Source organism: Streptomyces phaeoluteigriseus (assembly GCF_001896135.2).
Lineage (GTDB): Bacteria > Actinomycetota > Actinomycetes > Streptomycetales > Streptomycetaceae > Streptomyces > Streptomyces phaeoluteigriseus.
This window is the reverse complement of the sequence record NZ_MPOH02000011.1, coordinates 641656-667379: the sequence shown is the minus strand read 5'-3', so window position 1 is coordinate 667379 and position 25724 is coordinate 641656. Positions and strand designations below refer to the sequence as shown.

19 protein-coding genes and 1 pseudogene are annotated in these 25724 nt (G+C 72.5%); 14 read left to right on the top strand and 6 right to left on the bottom strand.

Going from position 1 to position 25724, the window contains the following annotated elements; translation table 11 throughout:
• The first annotated feature begins 155 nt into the window (after positions 1–155).
• Positions 156–1721: an N-acetylmuramoyl-L-alanine amidase gene (locus tag BM536_RS14085; protein ID WP_245873491.1), complete on the top strand. Its 1566-nt coding sequence runs from the start codon at positions 156–158 to the stop codon at positions 1719–1721.
• A 209-nt stretch (positions 1722–1930) separates the two neighbouring features.
• A complete protein-coding gene (gene manB / locus BM536_RS14080) occupies positions 1931–3013 on the top strand; it encodes a mannose-1-phosphate guanylyltransferase (RefSeq protein ID WP_073496279.1) in 1083 nt (360 codons plus the stop codon).
• A 237-nt stretch (positions 3014–3250) separates the two neighbouring features.
• Here manB and BM536_RS14075 read toward each other — a convergent pair whose 3' ends face one another.
• The 4 genes from BM536_RS14075 to BM536_RS14060 all read right to left on the bottom strand — a co-directional run bounded on the left by BM536_RS14075 (position 3251) and on the right by BM536_RS14060 (position 7205).
• Complete coding sequence (locus BM536_RS14075) at positions 3251–4261, bottom strand: DNA-3-methyladenine glycosylase family protein (protein ID WP_073496277.1); 1011 nt, start codon at positions 4259–4261, stop codon at positions 3251–3253.
• Positions 4262–4342: 81 nt separating this feature from the next.
• Positions 4343–5647 (bottom strand): coenzyme F420-0:L-glutamate ligase, encoded by a 1305-nt coding sequence (locus BM536_RS14070; RefSeq protein ID WP_094102996.1) that lies wholly within the window; start codon positions 5645–5647, stop codon positions 4343–4345.
• Positions 5644–6603 (bottom strand): 2-phospho-L-lactate transferase, encoded by a 960-nt coding sequence (gene cofD / locus BM536_RS14065; protein WP_094102995.1) that lies wholly within the window; start codon positions 6601–6603, stop codon positions 5644–5646. Before cofD ends, BM536_RS14070 begins: the two co-directional genes overlap by 4 nt.
• Positions 6604–6710: 107 nt before the next feature.
• Complete coding sequence (locus BM536_RS14060) at positions 6711–7205, bottom strand: cysteine dioxygenase (RefSeq protein WP_073496273.1); 495 nt, start codon at positions 7203–7205, stop codon at positions 6711–6713.
• A gap of 717 nt (positions 7206–7922) precedes the next feature.
• Here BM536_RS14060 and BM536_RS14050 point away from each other — a divergent pair.
• From BM536_RS14050 to BM536_RS14040, 3 genes are all read left to right on the top strand, one after another.
• Positions 7923–8192 carry a WhiB family transcriptional regulator gene (locus tag BM536_RS14050; RefSeq protein WP_020128551.1) on the top strand — a complete coding sequence of 90 codons (270 nt, stop codon included), beginning with the start codon at positions 7923–7925 and terminating at the stop codon, positions 8190–8192.
• Positions 8193–8360: 168 nt separating this feature from the next.
• Positions 8361–12023: a glycosyltransferase family 2 protein gene (locus BM536_RS14045; protein WP_094102994.1), complete on the top strand. Its 3663-nt coding sequence runs from the start codon at positions 8361–8363 to the stop codon at positions 12021–12023.
• On the top strand, positions 12020–13612 hold the full coding sequence (locus BM536_RS14040; RefSeq protein ID WP_073496271.1) for a DUF5719 family protein: 1593 nt from the start codon (positions 12020–12022) through the stop codon (positions 13610–13612). The genes BM536_RS14045 and BM536_RS14040 overlap by 4 nt, the downstream gene beginning before the upstream one ends.
• 24 nt (positions 13613–13636) lie before the next feature.
• Here the strand turns inward: BM536_RS14040 and BM536_RS14035 are convergent, their stop codons facing one another.
• Complete coding sequence (locus BM536_RS14035; protein ID WP_073496269.1) at positions 13637–14086, bottom strand: metallopeptidase family protein; 450 nt, start codon at positions 14084–14086, stop codon at positions 13637–13639.
• Positions 14087–14392: 306 nt separating this feature from the next.
• Between BM536_RS14035 and BM536_RS14030 the strand changes: the two genes are divergently transcribed.
• The 8 genes and pseudogenes from BM536_RS14030 (at position 14393) to BM536_RS13995 (ending at position 23273) form a co-directional block, all read left to right on the top strand.
• Positions 14393–14815, top strand: a complete 423-nt coding sequence (locus BM536_RS14030) for a DUF3499 domain-containing protein (RefSeq protein WP_094102993.1) — start codon at positions 14393–14395, stop codon at positions 14813–14815.
• A gap of 204 nt (positions 14816–15019) precedes the next feature.
• Positions 15020–16384 (top strand): phosphomannomutase/phosphoglucomutase, encoded by a 1365-nt coding sequence (locus BM536_RS14025; protein WP_094102992.1) that lies wholly within the window; start codon positions 15020–15022, stop codon positions 16382–16384.
• Between the two features lie 265 nt (positions 16385–16649).
• Positions 16650–16820 (top strand): Trm112 family protein, encoded by a 171-nt coding sequence (locus BM536_RS14020; protein WP_094102991.1) that lies wholly within the window; start codon positions 16650–16652, stop codon positions 16818–16820.
• A 144-nt stretch (positions 16821–16964) separates the two neighbouring features.
• A complete protein-coding gene (locus BM536_RS14015; protein ID WP_094102990.1) occupies positions 16965–18098 on the top strand; it encodes an SIS domain-containing protein in 1134 nt (377 codons plus the stop codon).
• A gap of 270 nt (positions 18099–18368) precedes the next feature.
• Positions 18369–19520 (top strand): mannose-6-phosphate isomerase, class I, encoded by a 1152-nt coding sequence (gene manA / locus BM536_RS14010; RefSeq protein WP_073499986.1) that lies wholly within the window; start codon positions 18369–18371, stop codon positions 19518–19520.
• 192 nt (positions 19521–19712) lie between these two features.
• A complete protein-coding gene (locus BM536_RS14005; RefSeq protein ID WP_073499984.1) occupies positions 19713–20693 on the top strand; it encodes a cation diffusion facilitator family transporter in 981 nt (326 codons plus the stop codon).
• A 319-nt stretch (positions 20694–21012) separates the two neighbouring features.
• Positions 21013–22469: pseudogene (ahcY, locus tag BM536_RS14000) on the top strand (adenosylhomocysteinase).
• A gap of 189 nt (positions 22470–22658) precedes the next feature.
• The gene (locus BM536_RS13995; protein WP_073492700.1) at positions 22659–23273 is read left to right on the top strand and encodes a hypothetical protein; all 615 of its coding nucleotides are present in this window, start codon (positions 22659–22661) and stop codon (positions 23271–23273) included.
• On the opposite strand, the gene BM536_RS13990 is transcribed toward BM536_RS13995, so the two are convergent.
• Positions 23197–24198, bottom strand: coding sequence for an RDD family protein (locus tag BM536_RS13990; RefSeq protein ID WP_245873489.1), 1002 nt, complete (start codon positions 24196–24198; stop codon positions 23197–23199). The genes BM536_RS13995 and BM536_RS13990 overlap by 77 nt on opposite strands.
• Before the next feature lie 127 nt (positions 24199–24325).
• Between BM536_RS13990 and BM536_RS13985 the strand changes: the two genes are divergently transcribed.
• Positions 24326–25330 (top strand): stage II sporulation protein M, encoded by a 1005-nt coding sequence (locus BM536_RS13985; RefSeq protein ID WP_073492702.1) that lies wholly within the window; start codon positions 24326–24328, stop codon positions 25328–25330.
• The last annotated feature ends 394 nt before the right edge of the window (positions 25331–25724 follow it).

Here is a 25724-nt window from a genome sequence, read left to right as displayed (position 1 = left end):
GGCCGAACGCCCACCGACGCCTCGTCAAGTCCCCGATGGACAGAAATGTATGACTATGTCCAGGATCAGTGGCATGCGTGGACTGCTTGCTTCCTCGATCGGCGTCACTTGTGCGGCGGCACTGGCCCTCCCGCTCGACGCCCCCCGCCACCGCGGTGACGGCGCGTCCGGCGACGACCGTGCAGGCGGCGCCCGCCGCGGCCCGGCCCGCCGGCTCCGCCGCCCCGCTCGCCGGCAGCACCCAGTCGCTGCCCCTGACCCCTCTCTCCCGCGACCGTGCCCACGGCGGCACGGGAGCCGAACAGGGCCTGCCCCGCCAAGACGTGCGGTCCTTCTCCCTCCTCGGCGTGGTCTGGGACGACCCGGACGCCGAACTGCACGGCCGCGTCCAGGTCCGCACCCGCGCCGCGGGCACCGGCACCTGGTCCGCCTGGCAGGACGTCGAGACGCACAACGCCGACCACGGCGCCGACCCCGACACCCCCGAACGCGCCTCCGGCCACGTCCGCGGTGCCACCGCTCCGCTGTGGGTGGGGGAGTCCGACGGCGTGGAGGTCCGCGTCAGTCCGGACGCCGAGCAGCGTACGGAGGACACCGCGGGCGGCGCCCGCACCGTGTCCTCGTCCCTGAAACTCCCCGCGGGGATGCGCCTGGAACTCGTCGACCCGGGCGCCTCCGACTCGGGTTCTGCCGACTCGGGCACCACCGACCTGGGCACCACCGACCCGGGCACCTCCGACTCGGGCACCTCCGACTCGGGCACCTCCGACTCGGGTACTGCCGACTCGGGCACCACCGACCACAGCACCGTCGACCAGGGCGGCACCACCGAACACCCCGCCCACGCCCCCGTGGGCCCGCCCCGCAGCCGGGCCGTGACCGCCCAGGCCCCGGCCGACGTCCCGGAGGAGGCGGCGGGCACGGCGGCGGACCTGACCGAAGGCAGGACCGCCGGCGTCGGCGTCACCGTCGAGGCGGCCGGGGCCTCCGCCGCCAACACCGCTCTCGCCCCCGTCGGCGCCACCGAGATCCCCGCCCTCGACCGCGCGGACACCGCACGCGAACTCCTCGGCCTGCGCTCCGGCGAACTGACGACGGCTCAGCGCGCCAAGCCGTACATCGGCCCCCGCCCGGGCATCGTGACGCGCCGCGGCTGGGGCGCCGACGAGAAGCTGCGGGAGAAGACGTTCGTGTACACCAAGAAGGTCAAGGCGGCCTTCGTGCACCACACGGCCTCGGGCAACACGTACAAGTGCTCGCAGGCCCCCTCCGTCATCCGCGGCATCTACCGCTACCACGTCAAGAGCATGGGCTGGCGGGACATCGGCTACAACTTCCTCGTCGACAAGTGCGGCAACATCTACGAGGGCCGCGCGGGGGGTGTGGCGAAGCCGGTCCTGGGCGCCCACACCCTCGGTTTCAACAGCGACAGCATGGGGATCGCCGTCCTCGGCACGTTCACCACCACCAAGCCGTCCGCCGCCGCGGTCAAGGGCATCGCCCGCCTGACGGCATGGAAGCTGGGATTGTTCGGGGCCAATCCGAAAGGAAAGACATACCTGAAGTCCGGTGGTGGCAATCTCTACCGAAAAGGTAAGAACGTACGACTGAACGTGATCTCCGGACACCGGGACGGCTTCGCCACGGAATGCCCAGGACGGCAGCTCTACGGCAAGCTCGGCTCGGCCCGTACGACCGCGGCCGACTACCAGGGCCGCTGACGTCGCGGACCCGCGAACCCGGGGCCTGGGGAGGCCCCGGCGGGATCCGGCGCGGGACGGAGGGCACGGCCAGTGGGGGGCACATCCATAGCCGTCGGGGGGACTGCGCGTGGAACACCGCACGGCCATCGAAGTTGCCGCACCAAGGTCTGCATACACTGGCCGCCGAAAGACAGTTCGGCCGGTCCCGGCAGGAAGCAGAGACGAAGGTGACAGAAGCGATCCTCCTGGTCGGCGGCAAGGGCACCCGGTTGCGCCCGCTCACGGTGCACACGCCCAAACCCATGGTCAGGGCGGCGGGAGTGCCGTTCCTCACGCACCAGCTGGCGCGGGCGAAAGCGGCAGGCGTGGACCACATCGTCCTCGCGACGAGCTATCTGGCGGAGGTCTTCGAACCGTACTTCGGCGACGGCTCGTCGCTGGGCCTGCACATCGAGTACGTCACGGAGGACGAGCCCCTGGGCACCGGCGGCGCCATCCGCAACGTGGCGTCCCGGCTCCACTCGGGCCCCGACGACCCGGTACTGATCTTCAACGGTGACATCCTCACCGGCCTGGACATCGGACGTTTGGTGGCCACCCACGAGAAGACGTCGGCGGACGTCTCCCTCCACCTCACGAAGGTGACCGACCCGAGGGCGTACGGCCTGGTCCCCACGGACGACACGGGCAGGGTCCTGGCCTTCCTGGAGAAACCCCAGACCCCCGAGGAGATCGTCACCGACCAGATCAACGCGGGCGCGTACGTCTTCCGCCGCTCGGTCATCGACACGATCCCCGCCGGCCGCCCGGTCTCGGTGGAACGCGAGACCTTCCCCGGCCTCCTGTCCGCGGGCGCCCACCTCCAGGGGATGGTCGACTCGACGTACTGGCTGGACCTGGGCACCCCGGCGGCCTTCGTCCGGGGCTCGGCGGACCTGGTCCTCGGCCGCGCCCCGTCCCCCGCGATCCCCGGCCGCTGCGGCGACCGCCTGATCCTCCCGACGGCCATGGTCGCCCCCGACGCGAAGCTGACCGGCGGCACGGTGGTCGGCGAGGGGGCGTTCGTCGCGGAGGGCGCGCGCGTCTTCGGCTCGACGATCCTGCCCGGCGCGGTCATCGAACCGGGCGCGGTCATCACCGACTCCCTCATCGGCACCCGAGCCCGCGTGGGCGAACGCTCGGTCCTCACCGGCACGGTCATCGGCGACGGCGCGGTGATCGGCCCCGACAACGAACTGCGCGACGGGGCAAGGGTGTGGTGCGACGCGAGGATCCCGGCAGCGTCCCTGAGATTCTCCTCGGACCAGTAACGGCCTCGACGCCCGTCCGGCCTCGTCCCCCGCCCGGCGTCGGGGCGAGGCCGTTCAGGCCGAAGCCGGGGCCCGGGGGCGCAGGCAGCCCCCGGGTTCGGGACGGTAAGGGGCGGCGGGGGCGGAAACCTCCGACGCCTCGCACCGCCCCCGGGTTCGGGACGGAAGGAGCGGCGGGGACGGCGGGGACGGCGGGGCGAGAACCTCCCACGCCCCGCACCCCACCACCTCTCCGCCTCAAATACCGCGGATGTCCCCCACAGGCATCCGAGGAGCCCGCCGGGCAGGGGCCTTCCCACTCAACAGGATCAGCCGCGCGGCCCGATGCCGCTGCCCCGCATAGGGCTCCAGCAGCGCCAGCATCGCCGCGTCGTCCGCGAACCGATCTCCCGCCAACGCCCACCCCACGATCCCCGGCAGATGCAGATCACCCACGGTCACCGCGTCCGCAGCCCCATGGCTGCGCTGCACGACCTCCGCAGAGGTCCAGGGCCCGATCCCCGGCACCAGCTCCAAGCGCCCCCGCGCCTCCGCCGGAGGCATCCGCACGGCCTCCTCCAACCGCGCGGCAACCCGCACGGCCCGCACGATCGTGGAAGCCCGCTTGTTGTCGACCCCGGCCCGATGCCACTCCCAGGAGGGGATCAGCGCCCAGGTCCGGGCCGCCGGCATCACCCACAGCCGCCCACCCGCCGCGGGCCCCGGCGCCGGTTCCCCGAACTTGCGCACGAGCAGCCGCCACGCCCGGTAGGCCTCGTCGGTGGTGACCTTCTGTTCGAGGATCGACGGGATCAACGATTCCAGCACCAGCCCGGTCCGCAGCAGCCGCAGCCCGGGCCGCCGATGCCGGGTCACGGCCAGGAGCCGGTGCCGGGGTACGAAGGCGTCCGGATCGTCGGAGGCCCCGAGCAGCTCGGGCAGCCGCTCCAGCAGCCACTCGGCCCCCGGCCCCCAGGCCTCTCCCCGCACGGCGCCCTCACCGGGCAGGACGCGGACCCGCAGGGTCCCCGGCCCGCCGGGCGTGAGGCTGGCCCGCCAGACCGACCCGTCGGGCATCGCCCTGAACGTCGGATCGGCGGGCCCGCGCCGCAGCGGACCCAGCACCAGCCCGAGATCCAGCGGCCCGTCCGGCACCCAGGTCCGCACCCGCCCGCCCGCGGACGCCTGCCGGGGCACTCCGGAGGGCATGGCGACCTGCCCGCCGCGCACGGTCGTACGCGAGGTGCGGGGATCGAATCGTCCTGCCACGAATGAGGTCCTAGCTGGGTGGGACGGGGTGCTCGCCCGTCCGGGGTCTCCGGTCTCTCCGGGGTCTGTCGGCCCAGCCTCTCACCGAACCGCCAGGAAGCCCTCCACCTCACGCGCGCCCCGGGCCTTCGGCTCCTCGGCCGCGTGCCCCACCGCAACCGCCCCCATGGGGTCCCAGTCGGCGGGCAGGTCCAGCACCTCCCGGACGACGTCCCGGCAGAACATGGTCGACGACACCCACGCCGACCCCAGCCGCTCCCCGGCCAGCGCGACGAGGAAGTTCTGCACACCGGCCCCGGTCGCGACGACGAACATCTCCCGCTCGGCCGCGTCCCGCCGCGGGTCGCCGTAGGTGTGCGAGCCGTCCATCACCAGGCAGGGCACGACCAGGTAGGGCGCGTTGCGCAGAACGTCCCCGCGCCGCACCCGCCTGGCGATCGACTCCTCGGACTTCCCGTCCCGCCGCAGATCCTCGATCCACGCGTCCCGCATGGCGTCCAGCAGCCGGACCCTCGACTCCGCCGACTCCAGCAGTACGAACCGCCACGGCGTCGTGTGGTGCGGCGCCGGCGCGGTCACGGCCGCGGCCACCGCCCGCCGTACCGCGCCGGGGTCGACCGGCTCGTCGGTGAAGGACCGCACGGTCCGCCGCTGGGTGACCGCCAGCCGTACCGCCTCGGACGTCCCGAGCCGGAACATGTCGTCGCGCGCGCCGCGCACCATCGCGCGGGCGCCCTCCCCGTCGCCTTCGGCCACGACATGGGGCAGACCCCGCACCACGGCCACGGGCAGCCCCGAGGCCTTGCCCTTCACCAGGTCGCCCGCGGCGGCCAGCTCGTCCGCCGTCGCGACGACGGTGGCGCTGAGCGGGTTGCCGTACGCGTCGGTGCCACCCCGCAGGTCGTCCAGCACGCGTACGCCCGCGGCGCCGATGGCCACGTCGGTGAGTCCCGCGCGCCAGGGCCGCCCGAAGGTGTCGGTGACGAGGACCCCGACCTCGACGCCGAGGGCGTCGCGCAGCCCGTCGCGGATCACGCGCGCGGAGGCGTCCGGGTCCTTGGGCAGCAGCAGCACGGTCCCCGAAGGGGTGTTGGAGGCGTCGACGCCGGCGGCGGCCATGACCAGGCCCTGCCGGTTCTCGACGATCCGCAGCGCCCCGCGCCGGGCGACGACCCGGACGGTCTCCGCGTCGATCGCGGCCTCCCGGTCGTCCGCCCGGACGATTCGGCCCTCCGCCTTGGACACGATCTTCGAGGTCACCAGCAGGACGTCCCCGTCGGCGAGCCCCGGCTCGGCGGCGGCGATCAGCTTGGCGAGGTCGTCCCCGGCCCGCACCTCGGGCAGCCCGGCCACGGCCCAGACCCGGTAACCGGTCTGCGTGCTCACGCGCCCCGCACCTCCTCGGCCAGCGCCAGGGCCTCGCGGGCCATCCGCGCGCTCGCGTCGACGTCCGTCATCATCAGCGGGACGGCCCGGCAGCGGATCCCGGCGGCCTCGACCCGCTCCGCGCAACCGGCGTCCACGGTGTCCACGAGCCAGCCGTCCAGCAGCCCCGAGCCGTAGTGCTCGGCGACCGCCGCGGCCGTCGACTCCACGCCGACCGCCGCGAGCACCTTGTCCGCCATCCCGCGCACGGGCGCGCCCCCGACGATGGGGGAGAGACCCACCACCGGCACCCCGGCCTCGGCGATCGCCTCGCGGATGCCGGGCACGGCGAGGATCGTGCCGATCGACACGACCGGATTCGACGGCGGGAAGAGGACGACGTCCGCCTCCGCGATCGCCTCCAGCACACCGGGCGCGGGCTTGGCCTGCTCGGCACCGACGGGCACGATCGCCTCGGCCGGCACGGAGGCCCGCAGCCGCACCCAGTACTCCTGGAAGTGGACGGCCTTGCGCTCGCCGTCCACCTCGACGGCGACATGCGTCTCGACCCGGTCGTCGCTCATCGGGATCAGCCGGACGCCCGGTTTCCACCGGTCGCACAGTGCCTCGGTGACCGCGCTGAGCGGATACCCGGCACCGATCATCTGGGTCCGCACGATGTGCGTCGCGAAGTCCCGGTCGCCCAGCCCGAACCACTCGGGCCCCACGCCGTACGCCGCGAGCTCCTCCTTGAGGTGGAACGTCTCGTCGGTCCGCCCCCAGCCCTGCTCCTCGTTGATGCCGCCGCCGAGCGTGTACATCACCGTGTCGAGGTCCGGGCAGACCTTCAGCCCGAAGAGGTGGATGTCGTCCCCGGTGTTGCCGATGACCGTGATGTCCGCGTCCGGCGCGGCCCGCTTCAGACCGCGCAGGAACCGGGCACCACCGATGCCGCCTGCCAGAACCACAATGCGCATGCGCCAAGTCTTGCAGGCGGGTACGACAGCCCGTCACACGGTCACCGACCACCCCCACGCGACAGCGAACGGTCACGGGCCGCCCCGCTGGGGGACACGGCGCCGCGTCAGGCGCTGACGGGACGTCCCTCGCAGTACGGCGCCGTGTGCATCGGCATCTCGGTCAGGCCGGGGAAGTAGACGTGCAGGCTCACGGCCGGATCCAGCGAGTCGTTGACGACCTCGTGCACGTACCCGGGAGCGAACACGCGCTGCGCGCCCGCCGCCAACGCGCGCGTGCCGCGCTCGGTGCGCTCGGTCAGCGTGCCCTCCAGGACGGTCAGCACACCGGAGGAGCGGCCGTGGCCGTGGAGCCCGCTGCCCTGTCCGGGCACCCAGGACAGCAGCCAGACCTCGTAGCCGGGGCCGGTGCGCAGCCGGTGGTACCAGCGGGTGGTGGCGTCGTACTTGACCAGGTGCTCCCACTGGGAGCGGTCGGCGGCCACGGAACGGGCCAGGCCGGCGAACTCGGCGACGGTGGCCGGGTGCTCGCGGGGGGCCTGGAGGAGGTGCGGGACTTCGAGGATGTCGCCGGCGATCTGGAGGTCGCTGTCGCTGTTCATGGGATGCGGTGGTTCCTCGGCGGAAGAAGAGGCGGGGGCTGGGTGTCACGTACCGTCCGCCCGGATCACGGGCGGGAGGGGTGCCCTGGTGCGGGCGCGGAACAGGCAGCCGAGTCGCGGTCGGACTCAGGAGCAGCCGGAGCGAGAGGGAAGGCTCAACAGCTGGAACAGCAACAACAGCTACAGCGAGCGCGGGCAGCACCGTGGGACCCGGCGGTGCGGGTCGAGGTGAGTGCCAAGTTCGCGAGCATGCCCACAAGGACAGCGGTTCACACCCTCGGTGTCAACTCGGCAGCCGTCATGCGAGACCGGTTCACCTCATCAGGTCCATCTGTGAGGCGAAAGGTTTGTCCATGCCCCCACCGGGACACATGGCGCACAAGCCGGGCGCGCGGACCCGTCACGAACCCGTGATCCACATGTGATCCGGTTCGCTTCCGGTCGCGTGTCGGAACGAGATCGCTTCCCGGGGCGTCCTCCCCCGTACAGGCGCTGTGCGGGGCGGAAGTCCTCGGGGGCCTTTTCTGCTTGTCAAGGTTTAGGCCGATTTGAACACTTACTGCACGGCCTTGGTTCCGCAGAGTGAATAAGAGGCCCAATAGCAGATCTCGGCTTGACTCGCCCGGAGCCGCACACTTGTAATTTCACTCGTGTCGTTCAGCCGACATCGGTAACGGCCACGTCACGGGGACGCGAAAGACAGAGCGAGGGGCGCACATGACCGAGCTGGTGCAGCAACTGCTGGTCGACGTCGACGACGCGGACGAGGAACTCGGCTGGCAGGAGCGCGCACTGTGCGCCCAGACCGACCCCGAGTCCTTCTTCCCCGAGAAGGGCGGCTCCACCCGCGAGGCAAAGAAGGTCTGCCTCGCGTGTGAGGTCCGTTCCGAATGCCTCGAGTACGCACTCGCCAACGACGAGAGATTCGGCATCTGGGGCGGCCTGTCCGAGCGGGAGCGCCGCCGACTCAAGAAGGCGGCCGTGTGAGGACGGCCTCGCCCGAGGCTTCGAACGGCCCGTCGCAGGTGGGTTGTCCACAGGCGGCGGGCCGCCGTCGTGCCCAGCCGATAGTGTGGGCGCTCGTCCGAGACACCCCGCCGCCCCCACGCGGCGCAGGCGTCCACCGCAGTCCACCGAACCGGGGCCCGTACCTCGATGTCCGTGCACCAAACGGCAGGTCAACGCGACGCTGCCACTCCTGAGTTCCCGCGTCACGTGGTGACCGCGGTCCTCGTCTCCCACGACGGCGCCCGCTGGCTGCCCGACGCGCTCGCCGGGCTGCTCGGCCAGGAGCGTCCCGTCCAGTCCGTCATGGCCGCCGACACCGGCAGCGCGGACGACTCGGCCCAGCTGGTCACCGACGCCCTCGGCGCCGACCGCGTCCTGCACCTCGCCCGGCGCACCGGCTTCGGCCAGGCCGTCGAGGAGGCCAACCGGACCGCCCCGGTCCTCACCCCCGACGAACTGCCGTACCTGAAGCGCCCGAGCGGCTGGGACCCCGTCACGCGCACCTGGCGCGACGACGCCTACGACCTGCCCGACCTCCCGCACGGCGAACCCGTCCAGTGGCTCTGGCTGCTGCACGACGACTGCGCGCCCGAGCCCGAGGCCCTGGCCGAACTGCTGCGCGTCGTGGACAACGAAGCCCAGCTGGGCCGTGACGACGTCGCCGTCGTCGGCCCCAAGCTCCGCGGCTGGTACGACCGCCGCCAGCTCCTCGAGGTCGGCGTCACCATCGCCCACTCCGGCCGCCGCTGGACCGGCCTGGACCGCCGGGAACAGGACCAGGGCCAGCACGACCAGGTGCGCTCCGTACTGGCCGTGTCCACCGCCGGCATGCTCGTCCGCCGCGACGTCTTCGAGGAACTCGGCGGCTTCGACCGCCGCCTGCCCCTCATGCGCGACGACATCGACCTGTGCTGGCGGGCGCACGCCGCGGGCCACCGCGTCCTCGTCGCCCCCGACGCCGTCGTCCGGCACGCCGAGGCAGCCTCCCGCGAGCGGCGCGCCGTCGACTGCGCGGGCCGCACCACGGCCTCGCCCCACAAGGTCGACAAGGCCGGCGCCGTCTACACCCTCCTCGTCAACAGCCGTACGGCCCTGCTGCCCTGGATCCTGTTCCGCCTGGTCGTCGGCACCCTCCTGCGGACCGTCGCCAACCTCGTCGGCAAGGTCCCCGGACAGGCCCTCGACGAGATCCGCGGCCTGCTGGGCACCCTGCTGCGGCCCGAGCGCATCATCGCCGGGCGACGCCGCCGCGGCGGCTCCCAGATGGACAAGGACGAACTGCGCCCGCTGTTCCCGCCGCCCGGCGCGACCGTGCGGGCCACCGTCGAGCACGTCGCGGGAGACCTCTTCGGAGCCACCGACACCGAGACCACGACCGGAGCCGGCCGGCACGGCGGCGCCGTCGAGTCCGGCCCCGGCGGCGACGACGCCGACTTCCTCGAGATCGAACAGTTCGCCCGGCTCAAGCGCATCGCCCGCAAACCGGGCCCGGTGCTCTTCCTGGTGCTGCTGCTCGTCTCCCTGGTCGCCTGCCGCAACCTCCTGGGCGGCGGCGCCCTCACCGGAGGGGCCCTGCTGCCCGCCCCGGCCGACGCCTCCGACCTGTGGTCGCGCTACCTGGACGCCTGGCACCCCGTCGGCGCCGGCGGCACCCCGTCCGCCCCGCCGTACCTCGCCATCGTCGCCCTGTTCGCCTCCCTGCTGTTCGGCTCGACCGGCCTCGCCGTCACCGTGCTGCTGGTCTGCTCGGTGCCACTGGCGGGCCTCGCCGCCTACTTCGCCTCCCGCCCGCTCATCGGATCCAGCCTCCTGCGCGCGTGGGGCGCCGTCGTCTACGCCTTCCTGCCCGCCGCCACCGGCGCCCTCGCGGGCGGCCGTATCGGCACCGCGGTCCTGGCCATCCTGCTGCCCCTCATCGCCCGCGCGGGCATCGCCGCGAGCGGCCTCGCCAACTCCTCCGGCACGCGCGGCAGCTGGCGCGCCACCTGGGCGTACGCCCTGCTGCTGACGATCACCACGGCCTTCACCCCGATCGTGTGGCCCCTGGCGCTGATCCTCGGCCTCGCCGTCCTCGCCGTGCGCCGCACCGACCTCCCCGCCTACGGCCTGCGCTTCCTGGTCCAGCTCGGCACCCCCCTGCTGGTCCTCGCCCCCTGGTCGCTCTCGCTGCTCCCGCTCGGCTTCTTCACCGAGGCCGGCCTGGAGTACGGCCCCTCGGCGGCCTCCGCGACCGACCTCCTCGGCATCAGCCCCGGCGGCCCCGGCACGGTCAGCGGACTGATGCTCATCGGCGTCGTCCTGGCCGCACTCGCCGCCCTGCTGCGCACGGAGCGCCAGCGGGGCATCTGGACGGCCTGGGCGGTCGCCCTGGTCGGCCTCGTCCTCGCGGTCCTCTCCAACAGCTCCACCTGGGCCGGCCCCGCCACCCTCGTCTACGGCATCGCCCTCCTCGCCGCCGCCCTCATGGGCGCCGACGGCGCACGCACGCGTGTCGCCGAGCAGAGCTTCGGCTGGCGCCAGCCGGTCGCCGCCCTCATCGCCTTCGCCTCGGCCGCCGGCCCCCTCCTCGTCGCCGCGGGCTGGATGCTCGGCGGCGCCGACGGCCCCCTGGAGCGCCGCGACCCCGTGCAGGTGCCCGCGTTCGTCGCCGAGGAGAGCAACACCCGCGACCAGGCCCGCACCCTCGTCCTGGACAGCGACTCCGCCGCCCACGTCGGCTACATGCTGGTCCGCGGCTCCGGCGCCCGCATGGGCGACGCCGAACTCGCCGCGGCCGACGGCCGCAACGGCACGCTCGACAAGGTCGTCGCCAACCTCGTCGCCGGCTCCGGCGCCGACCAGGCCGACCAGCTCGGCAAGTTCGCCGTGCGCTACGTCCTCGTCCACAAGGGCGCGCCCCGCGAGGTCACCCGCGTCCTGGACGCCACACCCGGCCTGTCCCGGCTCAGCCAGCAGGACGGCAGCGCCCTGTGGCGGGTCGACCAGGAGGTCTCCCGCGCGGCGATCGTCACCGCCACCGGCAAGGGCACCCCCACCGCGGTCGCCGCCGGCCCCGTCGACATCCACACCACGATCCCCGAGGGCGCCGACGGACGGATCCTGCGCCTGGCCGACTCCGCGGCCGACGGCTGGACCGCCACCCTCGACGGCAGCCCGCTCACCCGGACCACCGTCGACGGCTGGGCCCAGGGCTTCCGGCTCCCCGCCTCCGGCGGCAGGCTGGACGTCACCTACGAGGCCCCGTTCGGCCACACCGCCTGGCTGTGGGCACAGGGCCTCCTCGCCCTCGTCCTGGTCGTCCTCGCCCTGCCCGGCCGCCGCCGCGACGTCGACGACGACCTCCCCGAGGAGCAGTCCGTCCCCGACCGTGCCGTCGAGGGCGAGGGCCGCCGCGCCCGCCGCCTGCGCGCCCAGGCCGAGTCCGAGGACCCCGGCCAGGACGAGCAGGCCCCGTCCCCGCCGCGGCCCCGGACCCCGGCCGCCGTACCGCACCAGCAGTCCTACGCCGACTGGGAGGCGCCGGCCCACCAGCCCGCCCAGTACGACGCCTACGGCCAAGACCAGTACCAGGACGCCCCGCAGCAGTACCCCGCGGGCGGCTACGACCAGCAGTACGACCCCTACCAGGCCGGCCAGTACGACCCGTACGCCTACGAGGCCCGCCCCGAGGCCACCGCCGCCTACGACCAGGCGTACCAGCAGGGCTACGACCCGTCGGCGTACCAGCAGGACGGCTACGACCCCGCCCGCGACCCGGCGCAGCACCCCCACGGCACCGGCAGCGAGCGCCCCGACGGGAGCCAGCAGTGAACCGCACCACCCTGTCCCTGATCGCCGCCACGGTCGCACTGGCCGCCGTCACCGGATTCGCCACCCTCAACGAACCGGACGCGCCCGCCGCGGACACCGCCGAGGCGGCAGCCGTCCTGCCCGTGGAGCGCACCGGCCTGCTCTGCCCGGCGCCCAGCGCCTCCGACCTCGCCGAGACGACCTACACGTCGTTCACGCCCGTCACCAAGGGCGCCGGGAGCGACGGCTCGGCCCAACTCCAGTCCGCACCGCGCGAGTCGACGGACCCGGCCACCGAGGACGACGGGAAGACGACCGAGGACGGCACGCCCACGGACGAGACGGACGCGGACAAGGCGGCCGACGACAACGCGGCCGACGACAACGCGGCCGACGACAAGAAGACCGCGGCGGCCAAGCCGGTCCTGACCCCCAAGGCGCCCGGTACACCCGTCACCGGCGAGACCTCCGGCGCCGACGGACCCGCGCTCGTGGGCACCGCCGAGGGCGGCTTCGCCCCCGGCTGGACGGTCCAGCAGACCACCCAGGTCACCGCCGGCAACGGCCGCGGCCTGCTCGGCGTGACGTGCACCGCCCCCGACACCGAGTTCTGGTTCCCGGGCGTCAGCACGGCGGCCGACCGCACCGACTACGTCCATCTCACCAACCCCGACGACTCCGCGGCCGTCGCCGACATCGAGCTGTACGGCAAGGACGGTGCCGTCGCGACCACCGTCGGCGAGGGCCTGACGATCCCGGCGCACTCCAGCGAGCCGATCCTGCTGTCCACCCTCACCGGCGAGAAGCAGGACGACCTGACCGTCCACGTGAACGTCCGCAGCGGCCGGGTCGGCGCCGCCGTACAGGCCCTGGACGACAAGCTCGGCGGCGACTGGCTGGCCGCCTCCACCGACCCGGCGGGCACCCTGGTCGTCCCCGGTATCCCCAAGGACGCCACCGCGGTCCGCCTGGTCGTCTTCGCGCCCGGCGACGCCGACGCCGACCTCAAGGTCCAACTCGCCTCGCCCACCGGCCTGATCACCCCCGCCGGCCAGGAGACACTGCACGTCAAGGGCGGCATGACGACCGCGGTCGACCTCGGTGACGTCACGCGCGGGGAGGCCGGCTCACTGGTCCTGACGCCCGCCGACGGATCGGCGCCGGTCGTCGCGGCCGTACGCGTCGTGCGGGGCAAGGGCGACAAGCAGGAGTCCGCGTTCATCCCCGCCACCGGCCCGGTCGTCGCGCGCGCGTCCGTCGTCGGCAACGGCGCCAAGGACACCACGCTCTCCCTGACCGCGCCCACGGGCACCGCCAAGGTCAAGGTCACCGCGTCGGCGGGCACCGGGGGAGGCACCGAGGCCTCCAAGACGTACACGATCGGGCAGGGCACCACCCAGGACGTGCAACTCCCGGTCCCCGCGGGCCTGAAGGGCACCTACGCCCTGACCGTGGAGAACCTCTCGGCCGGCACCCCCGTGTACGCCTCGCGGACCCTGACGGCGACGAACGGCGGCATCCCCGGCTTCACGGTCCAGACACTGCCGGACGACCGGGGCACGGTGGCGGTCCCGGAGGCGGACGAGGACCTGACGGTGCTGCAGAAGTAGACGGTGGGGGAGGGCCGGGGCCGCTCAGTCCTCCCCGTAGCGCGGATCCACCGTCTCCGGAGTCAGCCCCAACAGCTCCGCCACCTGCTCCACGACGATCTCGTGCACCAGCGCGGCCCGCTCGTCGCGCCCCTTGGTGCGGATCTCCACCGGCCGCCGGTAGACGACGACCCGCGCGCGGTGTCCGTCCCGGGCGGCCATCGTGCCGCCCAGCGGAACCGCCTCGTCGTTCCACGGCTCCCCGGCCCCGCCCAGCCGCGGCACCTCCAGCACCATGAAGTCCATGTCGGCGAGCTGCGGCCACCGCCGCTCCAGCCGGTCCACGGAGTCCTGCACCAGATCCGCGAACACCTCGGCACGGCTCGCGGCCAGCGGTACCTGAGGGGGCGCGATCGGCCCGCGCATGCCCCGTCCGTGGCGATCACGACGACGGGGGCCGGGGGCTGCGGCACGGGGCGGTACGGGGCTGTCCATCACTACTGAAGCGTAGTCCCCGCCGCCACCGGCCGCCCGGCTCCACGCGGCGACCCGGACACCGCCCGACCGCTCCGCTCCCCATGTCGTCGACGTGTCGAAGGATGACCATTCCGGCCAAGGTCCGGCTCGATTCCGTATCTCTCCGAGACCGCCGAACTCATGGCAATTGATGGTGTTTGTACGTATCGATGACCGGACCCGGACACCTTCCTCACCCTCAGGACTGGTGTTCGCGCAGGTCAGCGGGGTATGACTGGAGTCGCCTGTGGGGCGTTTCACAACACGACACGGTGGAGTGACCTGGTGGAGAGTCGTCGCGGCCCGCTCAAGAGTGCGGTACCGTCCAACGTCGTGAGCCCTGTACGTCGCTGTTCGCGAACCGCCTGCGGCCGACCCGCCGTCGCGACGCTGACGTACGTCTACGCCGACTCGACCGCCGTCCTCGGCCCGCTCGCCACCTACGCCGAACCTCACTGCTACGACCTCTGCGCCGAGCACTCCGAGCGCCTCACCGCCCCGCGCGGCTGGGAAGTCGTCCGGCTCCTCGACGGTTCGGCCCCCGCCCGACCCAGCGGCGACGACCTGGAAGCGCTCGCCAACGCCGTCCGCGAGGCGGCCCGCCCGCAGGGACGGGCGGCCGGAGCCGGTGGCCCGAGCCGCGGGGCGGACCCGATGGAGGTCGCCCGCCGCGGCCACCTGCGGGTCCTGCGCTCCCCCGACAACTGACCCGCCCGGTCCCTCCGTTCGTCCGCCGCACCACCAGGACGTCCGCCGCGACGGCCGGATCCGGACCGCATGCTTCCCCTGGCGCCCCCGACCTGAGGTTTCGGCACGCGACGTCTGGGGGCCGGACTCGACGGACCCTCGGCGGTCTGTCGGTCGCGCCGGGTAGTTTGTGGTGACTGACAGGACTTTCAGGAAGGTTTGGCCGTGGCTGCTGATCTGTCTCAGATCGTGAAGGCTTACGACGTACGCGGGGTGGTCCCGGATCAGTGGGACGAGTCGCTGGCCGAGCTGTTCGGAGCCGCCTTCGCCGAGGTGACCGACGCCGAGGCGATCGTCGTCGGCCATGACATGCGCCCCTCGTCCCCCGGCCTGTCCGGCGCCTTCGCCCGCGGCGCGGTAGCCCGCGGCGTGCACGTCACCGAGATCGGCCTGTGCTCCACGGACCAGCTGTACTACGCCTCGGGCGCGCTCGACCTGCCGGGCGCGATGTTCACCGCCTCGCACAACCCCGCCCAGTACAACGGCATCAAGCTGTGCCGCGCGGGTGCCGCCCCGGTCGGCCAGGACACCGGCCTCACCCAGATCCGCGCACTGGTGGAGACCTGGTCGGAGTCGACCGGCCCCGAGCCCGCCGCACAGCCCGGAACGATCACACGGGCGGACACGTTGAAGGACTACGCGGCCTACCTCCGCGCCCTTGTCGACGTGACCTCCATCCGCCCCCTGAAGGTCGTCGTGGACGCGGGCAACGGCATGGGCGGACACACCGTCCCCACCGTCTTCGAGGGCCTGCCCCTGACCCTCGTCCCCATGTACTTCGAGCTGGACGGCACCTTCCCCAACCACGAGGCCAACCCCCTCGACCCCGCCAACCTCGTCGACCTGCAGAAGCGGGTCCGCGAGGAGGGCGCCGACCTCGGCATCGCCTTCGACGGCGACGCCGACCGCTGCTTCGTGATCGACGAGCAGGGCGACCCGGTCTCCCCGTCCGCGATCACCGCCCTCGTCGCCGCCCGCGAACTCGCCCGCCACGGCGGCAAGGGCACGGTGATCCACAACCTGATCACCTCGTGGACCGTCCCCGAGGTCGTGAAGGAGAACGGCGGCAGCCCCGTCCGCACCCGCGTCGGCCACTCCTTCATCAAGGCCGAAATGGCCCGCACCGGCGCGATCTTCGGCGGCGAACACTCCGCCCACTACTACTTCAAGGACTTCTGGAACGCCGACACCGGCATGCTGGCAGCCCTCCACGTCCTCGCGGCCCTCGGCGGCCAGGACACCCCCCTCTCCGCCCTCGTCGCCCAGTACGACCGCTACGCCGGCTCCGGCGAGATCAACTCCACGGTCGACGACCAGACGGCCAGCATCGCCACGATCAGGTCCACCTACGGCCCCCGCCCCGACACCACCCTCGACGAACTGGACGGCCTCACGGTCACCACCCCCGACTGGTGGTTCAACGTCCGCCCTTCCAACACCGAACCGCTCCTCCGCCTCAACGCGGAGGCCCGGGACGAGGCGACGATGAGGAAGATCGTGGACGAGGTACTGGCGCTGATCAGGGGCTGAGTCGGACTCCTGCGGCCCGTCCGGCGTTTGCGGACGAGGCCGTTCAGGCCGATCGGCGGTTCAGGCCGATCGGCGGTTCAGGGGGCGGGCCCCTGGCGGGGTCCTGAAGGGGCAGAGGCCCCTTCAGGGACGGGAAGAGGAGGGCGGCGGGCGACAAACCCCCCCCCACCTGGCCACCCCACACCCCACCCCCACCAGCGGTACCCTGACCAGGCACATCCACCCACCCCAGCCCCACCCCGACCTCACCTCGAAGGGACACCCCATGCCGCTCGAAGCCGGCCTCCTGGAGATCCTCGCCTGCCCGGCCTGCCACGCCCCCCTCGAGGAGCAGGACACCGAGCTGATCTGCACAGGCCAGGACTGCGGCCTGGCGTACCCGATCCGCGACGGCATCCCCGTCCTCCTCATCGACGAGGCCCGCCGCCCCGCGTAACGGCGCCCACCCCGCCGTACGGGCCGAAGCCACCCGCAGCGGGCGACGCGCACGCGAGGTGACCCGCACGCGAGGCGACCCCAGCGGCCGACCGCGCAGCGCCCCCGCACACCGACGACCACAGGCGATCGGAGACCTGACGCCATGCTCGACGAATCGCTGCTCGACACGCCGGAGGCCCTGGCCGAGGCGGACCACCGCGCCCTCCTGCGCGGAGCGGCCGAGGCAGGCGCCCGCGTCCGCACCGCCGCCCGGCACGCCACCGAGGCAGGTGTGCACGAGCTGAAACCGGACGGCCGCCCGCGCGCGATCCTCCTCGCGGGCCCCGGAGCCGCCGCCACCTGCGTCGCCGACCTCCTCGGCACCCTCGCAGGCGCCGCCTGCCCGGTCACCCGCCTCGCGCCGGCCGGCGTCGCCCCCGCCGCGGGCGCCCTCCGCTGGGAACTCCCCGGTTGGGCCGGCCCCGTGGACCTCCTCATCGTCACCACCCCCGACGGCAGCGAGCCGGGCCTCTCCCTCCTCGTCGAGCAGGCGTACCGCCGCGGCTGCACCGTCGTCGCCGTAGCCCCCGCCGGCTCCCCGCTCGCCGACGCGGCCGGCGCGGCGCACGGTCTGTTCGTCCCGATGGCGATCGCCCCGTACGAGCAGGACGAGCAGCCCCCCGTGGCGGCCTCCGCCCCCGGAGTCCTGTGGGCGCTCCTCACCCCCCTCCTCGCGCTCCTGGACCGCATCGCCCTGATCTCCGCCCCGCCCGAGGAACTCGAGAGGGTCGCCGACCGCCTCGACCAGATCGCCGAACGCTGCGGTCCGGCCATCGCGACCTACAGCAACCCCGCGAAGACCCTCGCCGCAGAACTCGCCGACTCCCTCCCGGTGATCTGGACGGAGGGCACCTCGGCCGGCCCCGCGGGCCGCCGCTTCGCCGCAGCGCTCGCCGAACTCGCCGGCCGCCCCTCCCTCGTGGCCGAACTCCCCGAAGCCCTCGCCGCGCACAACGCCCTGCTCGCGGGCCCGCTCGCCGCCAGCGCCGACCCGGACGACTTCTTCCGCGACCGCGTCGAGGAAGCGCCCGCCCTGCACGCGCGCGTGGTGCTGCTGCGCGACCGCCCGATCGGCGGCCTCACCGCCGCCCCGGCCGCCCGCGAGCTGGCCCTCAGCCACGACACGCCGATCAGCGAGCTGGAACCGGAGGCCGGTGACGAACTCGTGACCCTCGCCCAACTGATCGCCATGACGGATTTCGCCGCCGTTTACCTGGCGCTCGCCTCGGGAGCCTGATCTGACGACGACCGTCCGCGCGGCGCCCGAAGCCGCGACGGACCGTCGCCCCGGACAGCCACCAGCAGCCGGCCGGCCGCCGAAGACAACCGACTGACCGCCGAGAGCGAACGAGCGATCGCCGACAGCCGACCGCGGACGCCGACCGCGGACCGCCGACCGCGGACCGCCGATCGCCGACAGCCGATCGCGGACGGCGGACGGCCGACCGCGGACAGCCCACAGCAGCGGCCGACCGCAGGACAGACAGAACAGGCAGGCAGACACCCGATGGACCGCCTCGACAACACCATCCGCCCCTACGCCTGGGGTTCCCCCACCGCCATCCCGCACCTGCTCGGCGTCGAACCCACCGGCGAACCGCAGGCCGAGATGTGGATGGGCGCCCACCCCGGCGCCCCCTCCCGCACCGGCCGGGGAACCCTCGTCGAGGTCATCGAGGCCGCCCCGGAGCGGGAACTGGGCGAAAAGGCCGTCGCCAAGTTCGGCCCCCGCCTCCCCTTCCTCCTCAAACTCCTCGCCGCAGGCGCCCCCCTCTCCCTCCAGGTCCACCCCGACCTCACCCAGGCCAAGGAGGGATACGCCGACGAGGAGCGCCGCTGCATCCCGATCGACGCCCCCCACCGCAACTACAAGGACGCCAACCACAAGCCCGAACTCATCTGCGCCCTCACCGAGTTCGACGGCCTGTGCGGCTTCCGCGACCCGGCCCGCGCCGCCGACCTGCTCGACGCCCTCGGCGTCGACTCCCTCAAGCCGTACGTCGACCTGCTGCACGCCCAGCCCGAGGAAGCGGCCCTGCGCGAGGTCCTGACGGCGATCCTCACCGCGGACCCCGACGAGATGGCCCGCACCGTCGCCGCCACCACCGCCGCCTGCGACCGCCTCGGCGGCGACCACGCCCCCTACGCCGTGCTCGCCCACCACTACCCCGGCGACCCCGGCGTCATCGCGGCGATGCTCCTCAACCACGTCCGCCTCCAACCCGGTGAGGCCCTCTTCCTCGGCGCCGGCATCCCGCACGCCTACCTCAGCGGCCTCGGCGTCGAGATCATGGCCAACTCCGACAACGTCCTGCGCTGCGGCCTCACCCCCAAACACGTCGACGTCCCCGAACTCCTGCGCATCGTCCGCTTCGAGTCCGGCGACCCCGGCGTCCTGCGCCCCGAGGCCGCCCCGGACGGTGAGGAGGTCTACGAGACCCCCATCGACGAGTTCCGCCTCTCCCGCCACGTCCTCCCCGAGGGCGCCCCCGCCCACGACCTCACCCTGACGACCCCACAGATCCTGCTCTGCACGGCCGGCACCGTACGGGCCGGCGAGCACACCCTGACACCCGGTCGGTCCGTCTTCGTCCCCGCGGGCGAAAAGGCCGAAGTATCCGGAACCGGCACCGTTTTCAGGGCCACAGTCATCGCCTGACGCGTCGCATCGGCCCGTCCGGGCACACGCATCACGGGCCGGGCTGCAACAATGACCCACCGCAAAGGACGGGCAAAGCCGGAAACGGCACACCGCCCGGCCCGCACCCGCACGAGGCGACCCCGAGGCGACACGAACCCGCCCCGGGGGCGACCCCGAGAACGACCCGAGGACGAAGGGACCACGCGACACATGAGCGCGTCAGGCGGCACCAAAGCGATCGTTGCGGCACTCGCCGCCAACCTCGCGATCGCGGTAGCGAAGTTCGTGGCGTTCCTCTTCAGCGGATCGTCGTCGATGCTCGCCGAGTCCGTGCACTCGCTCGCCGACTCCGGCAACCAGGCCCTGCTGCTCGTCGGCGGCAAGAAGGCCCAGCGCGAGGCCACCCCGCAACACCCCTTCGGCTACGGCCGCGAGCGCTACATCTACGCCTTCCTCGTCTCCATCGTCCTCTTCTCGGTCGGCGGCATGTTCGCCATCTACGAGGGCTACGAGAAGATCAAGCACCCGCACGAGATCGACCACTGGTACTGGCCCGTCGGCGTCCTCGTCTTCGCGATCATCGCCGAGACCTTCTCCTTCCGGACGGCCATCAAGGAGTCCAACACCGTACGCGGCAAGAAGTCCTGGAAGGAGTTCGTCCGCCACGCCAAGGCACCCGAGCTGCCCGTCGTCCTCCTGGAGGACCTCGGCGCACTCGTCGGCCTCGTCCTCGCCCTCGGCGGCGTAAGCCTCGCACTGCTCACCGGCGACGGCGTCTGGGACGGCATCGGCACCCTCTGCATCGGCGTACTGCTCATCATCATCGCGCTCGTCCTGGCCGCCGAGACCAAGTCGCTGCTGCTCGGCGAGGCGGCCGGCATCGAGGACATCCAGAACATCGAGGCCGCGGTCGTCGACGGAGCGACCGTCACCGGCATCATCCACATGCGCACGCTCCACCTCGGCCCCGAGGAACTGCTCGTCGCCGCCAAGATCGCCGTACGGCACGACGGCACCGCCACCGAGATCGCCGCCGCCATCGACGCCGCCGAGTCGCGCATCCGCCAGGCCGTCCCGATCGCCCGCGTCATCTACCTCGAGCCCGACATCTACAGCGAGACCGAGGCCACCAAGGGCCCCGACCCCGAAGCCACCCCCGGCGGCCCGGCCCACCCCACGGCCGGACACTGACCCCAGGCTCACCCGACGGGCCCGCCGACCACCGGCGGGCCCCGCCGCCATTCCCGGACCGGACCACCAGATCGGCGCGATCTGTTCGAAGGGGGACTGGGGCCGTCCGCCGCCGCCGGTGTAGCTTGGAACGGAGCCAGACGTCGCTGCTGATGGCGGTCGGGCGGTCCCACACGGACCGTCCGAGGGAGAGAGGGCCTCCGACGGACTGCGCTGCGCGCACGCGGGCATGCCTGTGTCCCCCTGAGGGCACCCCTGTGTCCGCCGCCGCGCAGACCAGCCGCACCCAGACCTCTCCCAACCCGAGGAGCAGCTCCACATGACGACTGTCGACAACCGGCAGGACTTCAAGGTCGCCGATCTCTCCCTGGCCGAGTTCGGCCGCAAGGAGATCACCCTCGCCGAGCACGAGATGCCCGGCCTGATGTCGATCCGCAGGGAGTACGCCGAGGCCCAGCCCCTCGCAGGCGCCCGCGTCACCGGCTCCCTGCACATGACCGTGCAGACCGCCGTCCTCATCGAGACCCTCGTCGCCCTCGGCGCCGAGGTCCGCTGGGCCTCCTGCAACATCTTCTCCACCCAGGACCACGCGGCCGCGGCCATCGCCGTCGGCCCGAACGGCACGCCGGACAACCCGCAGGGCGTCCCCGTCTTCGCCTGGAAGGGCGAGACGCTGGAGGAGTACTGGTGGTGCACGGAGCAGGCGCTGACCTGGCCGAACACCCCCACCGGCGGCCCCAACATGATCCTGGACGACGGCGGCGACGCCACCATGCTCGTCCACAAGGGCGTCGAGTACGAGAAGGACGGCAAGGTCCCCTCCGTCGACACCGCCGAGTCCGACGAACACCGCGTCGTCCTCGAACTCCTCGACCGCACCATCACCGACGGCTCGCAGAAGTGGACCCAGCTGGCGTCGAGATCCGCGGCGTCACCGAGGAGACCACCACCGGCGTCCACCGCCTTTACGAAATGCAGCGCGACGGCGTCCTGCTGTTCCCCGCGATCAACGTCAACGACGCCGTCACCAAGTCGAAGTTCGACAACAAGTACGGCTGCCGCCACTCCCTGATCGACGGCATCAACCGCGCCACCGACGTCCTCATCGGCGGCAAGACCGCGGTCGTCTGCGGCTACGGCGACGTCGGCAAGGGCTGCGCCGAGTCCCTGCGCGGCCAGGGCGCCCGCGTCATCATCACCGAGATCGACCCCATCTGCGCCCTCCAGGCGGCGATGGACGGCTACCAGGTCACGACCCTCGACGAGGTCGTCGACAAGGCCGACATCTTCATCACCACGACCGGCAACAAGGACATCATCATGGCCTCCGACATGGCCAAGATGAAGCACCAGGCCATCGTCGGCAACATCGGCCACTTCGACAACGAGATCGACATGGCCGGCCTCGCCAACACCCCCGGCATCGTCAAGGACGAGATCAAGCCGCAGGTCCACACCTGGACCTACCCCGACGGCAAGAAGCTCATCGTCCTCTCCGAGGGCCGCCTCCTGAACCTGGGCAACGCCACCGGTCACCCGTCGTTCGTCATGTCCAACTCCTTCGCGGACCAGACCCTGGCCCAGATCGAGCTGTTCACCAAGCCCGACGAGTACCCGACCGACGTCTACGTGCTGCCCAAGCACCTCGACGAGAAGGTCGCCCGTCTCCACCTGGACGCCCTCGGCGTGAAGCTCACGACCCTCCGCCCCGAGCAGGCCTCGTACATCGGCGTCGACGTCGACGGCCCGTACAAGTCGGACCAGTACCGCTACTGAGCCCGACCCACCGGCTGGGGAGCGCGTCCGTACACGAACGCACTCCCCCAGCACCAGGTCCTCCGAGACAGGCCCCCGCACCCCCGTGTCGGGGGCCTGCCCCGTCGGCCTCCGCCCGGACCGGCCGTCACCAGCACCGGCCCGGCACGCCCAGGTGACCGGACCAGCCCGTCACACCCCAGGACCCCCATGCCCCGCGGCCGCTATTCGCTCCACGATCCGCACGATCACACCCCCCTCGCCCACGAGCACTTCCAGTGCGCCCCCGGCCCCTCCGGCTGGCGCTACGTCTCCCGGCTGACCACCCCCGCCGGTGATCACCACGGCTCCGTCGACCTCACCCTCGACGCCCTCGGACGCCCCCTCCGCCTCGAACTCCACGCGAGCGACTGGCAGGTACGCGGCGCAGCCCTCGAGGGCGTCACCTGGGTCCGCACCGACCCCACCGGCAGCCACGCCACAGAAGGCAACGTCCCCGCCCACGCCTTCACCGGCACCTCCCCCGCGTTCCTCATCGCCACCACCCGCCTGCTGCGCCTCACCCCCTCCGCGTCCGCGACCCGCGTACGCCTCGTCGCCTTCACCGACCCGGTCCTCGCCCCGCGCACCGTGGACCAGTCCTGGGCCTTGCTGAAGAGAGAAGCACACACCACTGACAACGGACCCCTGACCGTGGACGAATACCAGGTCACAGCCCTGGACACCGGCGAACAGCACAGCGTGCACATCACCGGAGACGTCGTCCTCGCGGCGCCCGGCATCGAGCTGGAAGACCTCGAATCGCCCCCGTCGACATTCGACTGACACCAGCCCCGCGGGGACCGCTACGCGGGCGGAACGAACCCGGTGGCAGGCCGCTCACCCGACGGAGGCTCCACCGGCACCACCGGATCCGCCCCCACACCCCGCCGCACACCCGGCGACCCGGAACCGGCCCGACCGACCCACCCGGCCAAGCCGCCCGCTCCCCGGCCACCGGACCAGCCCCGAACGTCCGCCGAGCCTCCCGCACCTGCCGCTCCTGCACCACCGCGGCCAAATACGCGGCCGGCGGCACACCCGGCGGCACGGCGGCCCCCGTACGCTCCGCCAGATCACCGGCCAGGCGCTCCGCCATCGCCTGCCCCACCCGCGGATCCAACTGGTTCATCCGCCCCAGGTACTGCCGGACCGCCAACCACAGCCCGTCCGGCACCGCCGACAGATCGAGCCCGGAGAACCTCCCGGCCAGCCACGGCGGAGGAGGCGGCACGAAACCCATCCGCGCCGCAGGCACCCGCTCCCGCACCACCAGCGTCCCCGCGAACACATCGCCCAGCCGACGCCCCCGAGCCGACACCAACGAGGCGACACACGCCACCACACCGGCCGTCAGCAGAATCTCCACCACCCCGAGCGCACCCCGAACCAGCGCATGCCGGAACCGGATCGGCCCCCCGTCATCCCGCACCACCCGCAGCCCGCACGCCGCCTTCCCGAGCGAGCGCCCATGGCTGAGGGTCTCCACCGCGATCGGACCGCCCACCAGGACCAGCAGGAACGTGGCGATCGACACCGCGGTCCGCGCCGCCTCGTCCAATGACCCCGTCGCCATCAGCAACGCGACACTCACCGCCACATAGGCCACCAGGGCCACGGTCAGATCCAGCAACGTGGCCAGCGCCCTGCTGGGCAGCCTGGCCGGCTGAAGCTCCAGCGCCACCGCCTCACCCGTCACCAGCTCACTCACACCCGCGTCCCTTCCCTGACCTGCCCCGACACCGGCCAGTCTGCCAAGCTGAAGGCACATCGCGCCGCAGTACGACAAGCTGACCCCGACCGGTCCCCCGACGAACAGCCGAGGAGCAGGCACCCCGATGGACCTCGACGTCTTCGTCTCCGCCCACCGAGCCGAATGGGACCGCCTCGACGCCCTGCTGCGCCGCCGCAACCTCACGGGTACCGAGGCCGACGAACTCGTCACCCTCTACCAGCGCACCGCGACCCACCTCTCCCTCATCCGGTCGAGCGCTCCCGACCCACAGCTCACCGGGCGGCTCAGTCAACTGGTGGCACGCGCGCGTAGCGCCGTGACGGGGACCCGCCGAGCCTCCTGGCACGACGTCACCCGCTTCCTCACCCAGAGCTTCCCCGCCGCGGTCTACCGCTCCCGGAACTGGTGGGTCCCCACCGCGCTCGCCTCCACCGCGCTCGCGGCGCTCCTGGGCTGGTGGATAGGCACCCACCCGGAAGTCCAGTCCTCCATAGCCGCCCCGAACGAACTGCACGCGCTGACCCGCCCCGGCGGCCAGTACGAGACGTACTACTCCAGCCACCCCGCAGCGTCCTTCGCCGCCCAGGTCTGGACGAACAACGCCCAGGCCGCCGCGATGTGCCTGGTCCTGGGTGTCTTCCTGTGCGTCCCCGTCCTCTGGATCCTCTTCCAGAACATGCTCAACCTCGGCATCGGAGTCGGCCTGATGTCCTCGGCGGGCCGCCTCGACACCTTCCTGGGCCTGGTGCTCCCACACGGCCTGCTCGAACTGACCGCGGTCTTCGTGGCAGCCGGCACCGGTCTACGGCTCGGCTGGACCGTCATCGACCCGGGCCCCCGCACCCGCCGCACAGCCCTGGCCGAGGAAGGCCGAGCCGCCCTCGGCATGGCCATCGGCCTGACCCTGGTCCTCTTCGTCTCAGGAGCCGTCGAAGGCTTCGTCACCCCGTCGGGCCTCCCCACCTGGACCCGCATCACGATCGGCATCCTGGCCGAGCTGGCCTTCCTCGCCTACGTCTACGTCCTGGGCGGAAGGGCCGCCCGAGCCGGCGACACGGGCGACGTCGAAGCGGCCGAACGCAGCGCCACGGTGCCGACGGCCGCCTGATGTGCATGGACGGCAGGTGAACTGCTAGTCTCCTCTTCGCCCCACAGGACCCGTTGACACGGGTCGCGCGGGGAGGTAGATTCGAACAGTTGCCTGGACTGGACTTGAACCGGTCGGCGGCAGGGTTAGTATCTATAAAGCCTCTCGGAACTGGATTCCGCAGAAGCGCCCCCGATGAATCGGAAATGAGTGGCTGGTCAAACCGGCCCGGAACTTCTGATAAAGTCGGAACCGCCGGAAAGGGAAACCGCGAAAGAAAAGCGGGAACCTGGAAAGCACCGAGGAAATCGGATCGGAAACGGTCTGATAGAGTCGGAAACGCAAGACCGAAGGGAAGCGCCCGGAGGAAAGCCTGAGAGAGTCTCTCGGGTGAGTACAAAGGAAGCGTCCGTTC

Coding starts and splice junctions, on each gene's coding strand:
- BM536_RS14050 (WP_020128551.1), top strand. CDS start 7,923: ATGACCGAGCTGGTGCAGCAACTGCTGGTCGACGTCGACGACGCGGAC.
- BM536_RS14020 (WP_094102991.1), top strand. CDS start 16,650: ATGCCGCTCGAAGCCGGCCTCCTGGAGATCCTCGCCTGCCCGGCCTGC.
- BM536_RS13985 (WP_073492702.1), top strand. CDS start 24,326: ATGGACCTCGACGTCTTCGTCTCCGCCCACCGAGCCGAATGGGACCGC.
- BM536_RS14005 (WP_073499984.1), top strand. CDS start 19,713: ATGAGCGCGTCAGGCGGCACCAAAGCGATCGTTGCGGCACTCGCCGCC.
- BM536_RS14015 (WP_094102990.1), top strand. CDS start 16,965: ATGCTCGACGAATCGCTGCTCGACACGCCGGAGGCCCTGGCCGAGGCG.
- manA (WP_073499986.1), top strand. CDS start 18,369: ATGGACCGCCTCGACAACACCATCCGCCCCTACGCCTGGGGTTCCCCC.
- BM536_RS14045 (WP_094102994.1), top strand. CDS start 8,361: ATGTCCGTGCACCAAACGGCAGGTCAACGCGACGCTGCCACTCCTGAG.
- BM536_RS14060 (WP_073496273.1), bottom strand. CDS start 7,205: ATGAACAGCGACAGCGACCTCCAGATCGCCGGCGACATCCTCGAAGTC.
- BM536_RS13995 (WP_073492700.1), top strand. CDS start 22,659: ATGCCCCGCGGCCGCTATTCGCTCCACGATCCGCACGATCACACCCCC.
- cofD (WP_094102995.1), bottom strand. CDS start 6,603: ATGCGCATTGTGGTTCTGGCAGGCGGCATCGGTGGTGCCCGGTTCCTG.
- BM536_RS14035 (WP_073496269.1), bottom strand. CDS start 14,086: ATGGACAGCCCCGTACCGCCCCGTGCCGCAGCCCCCGGCCCCCGTCGT.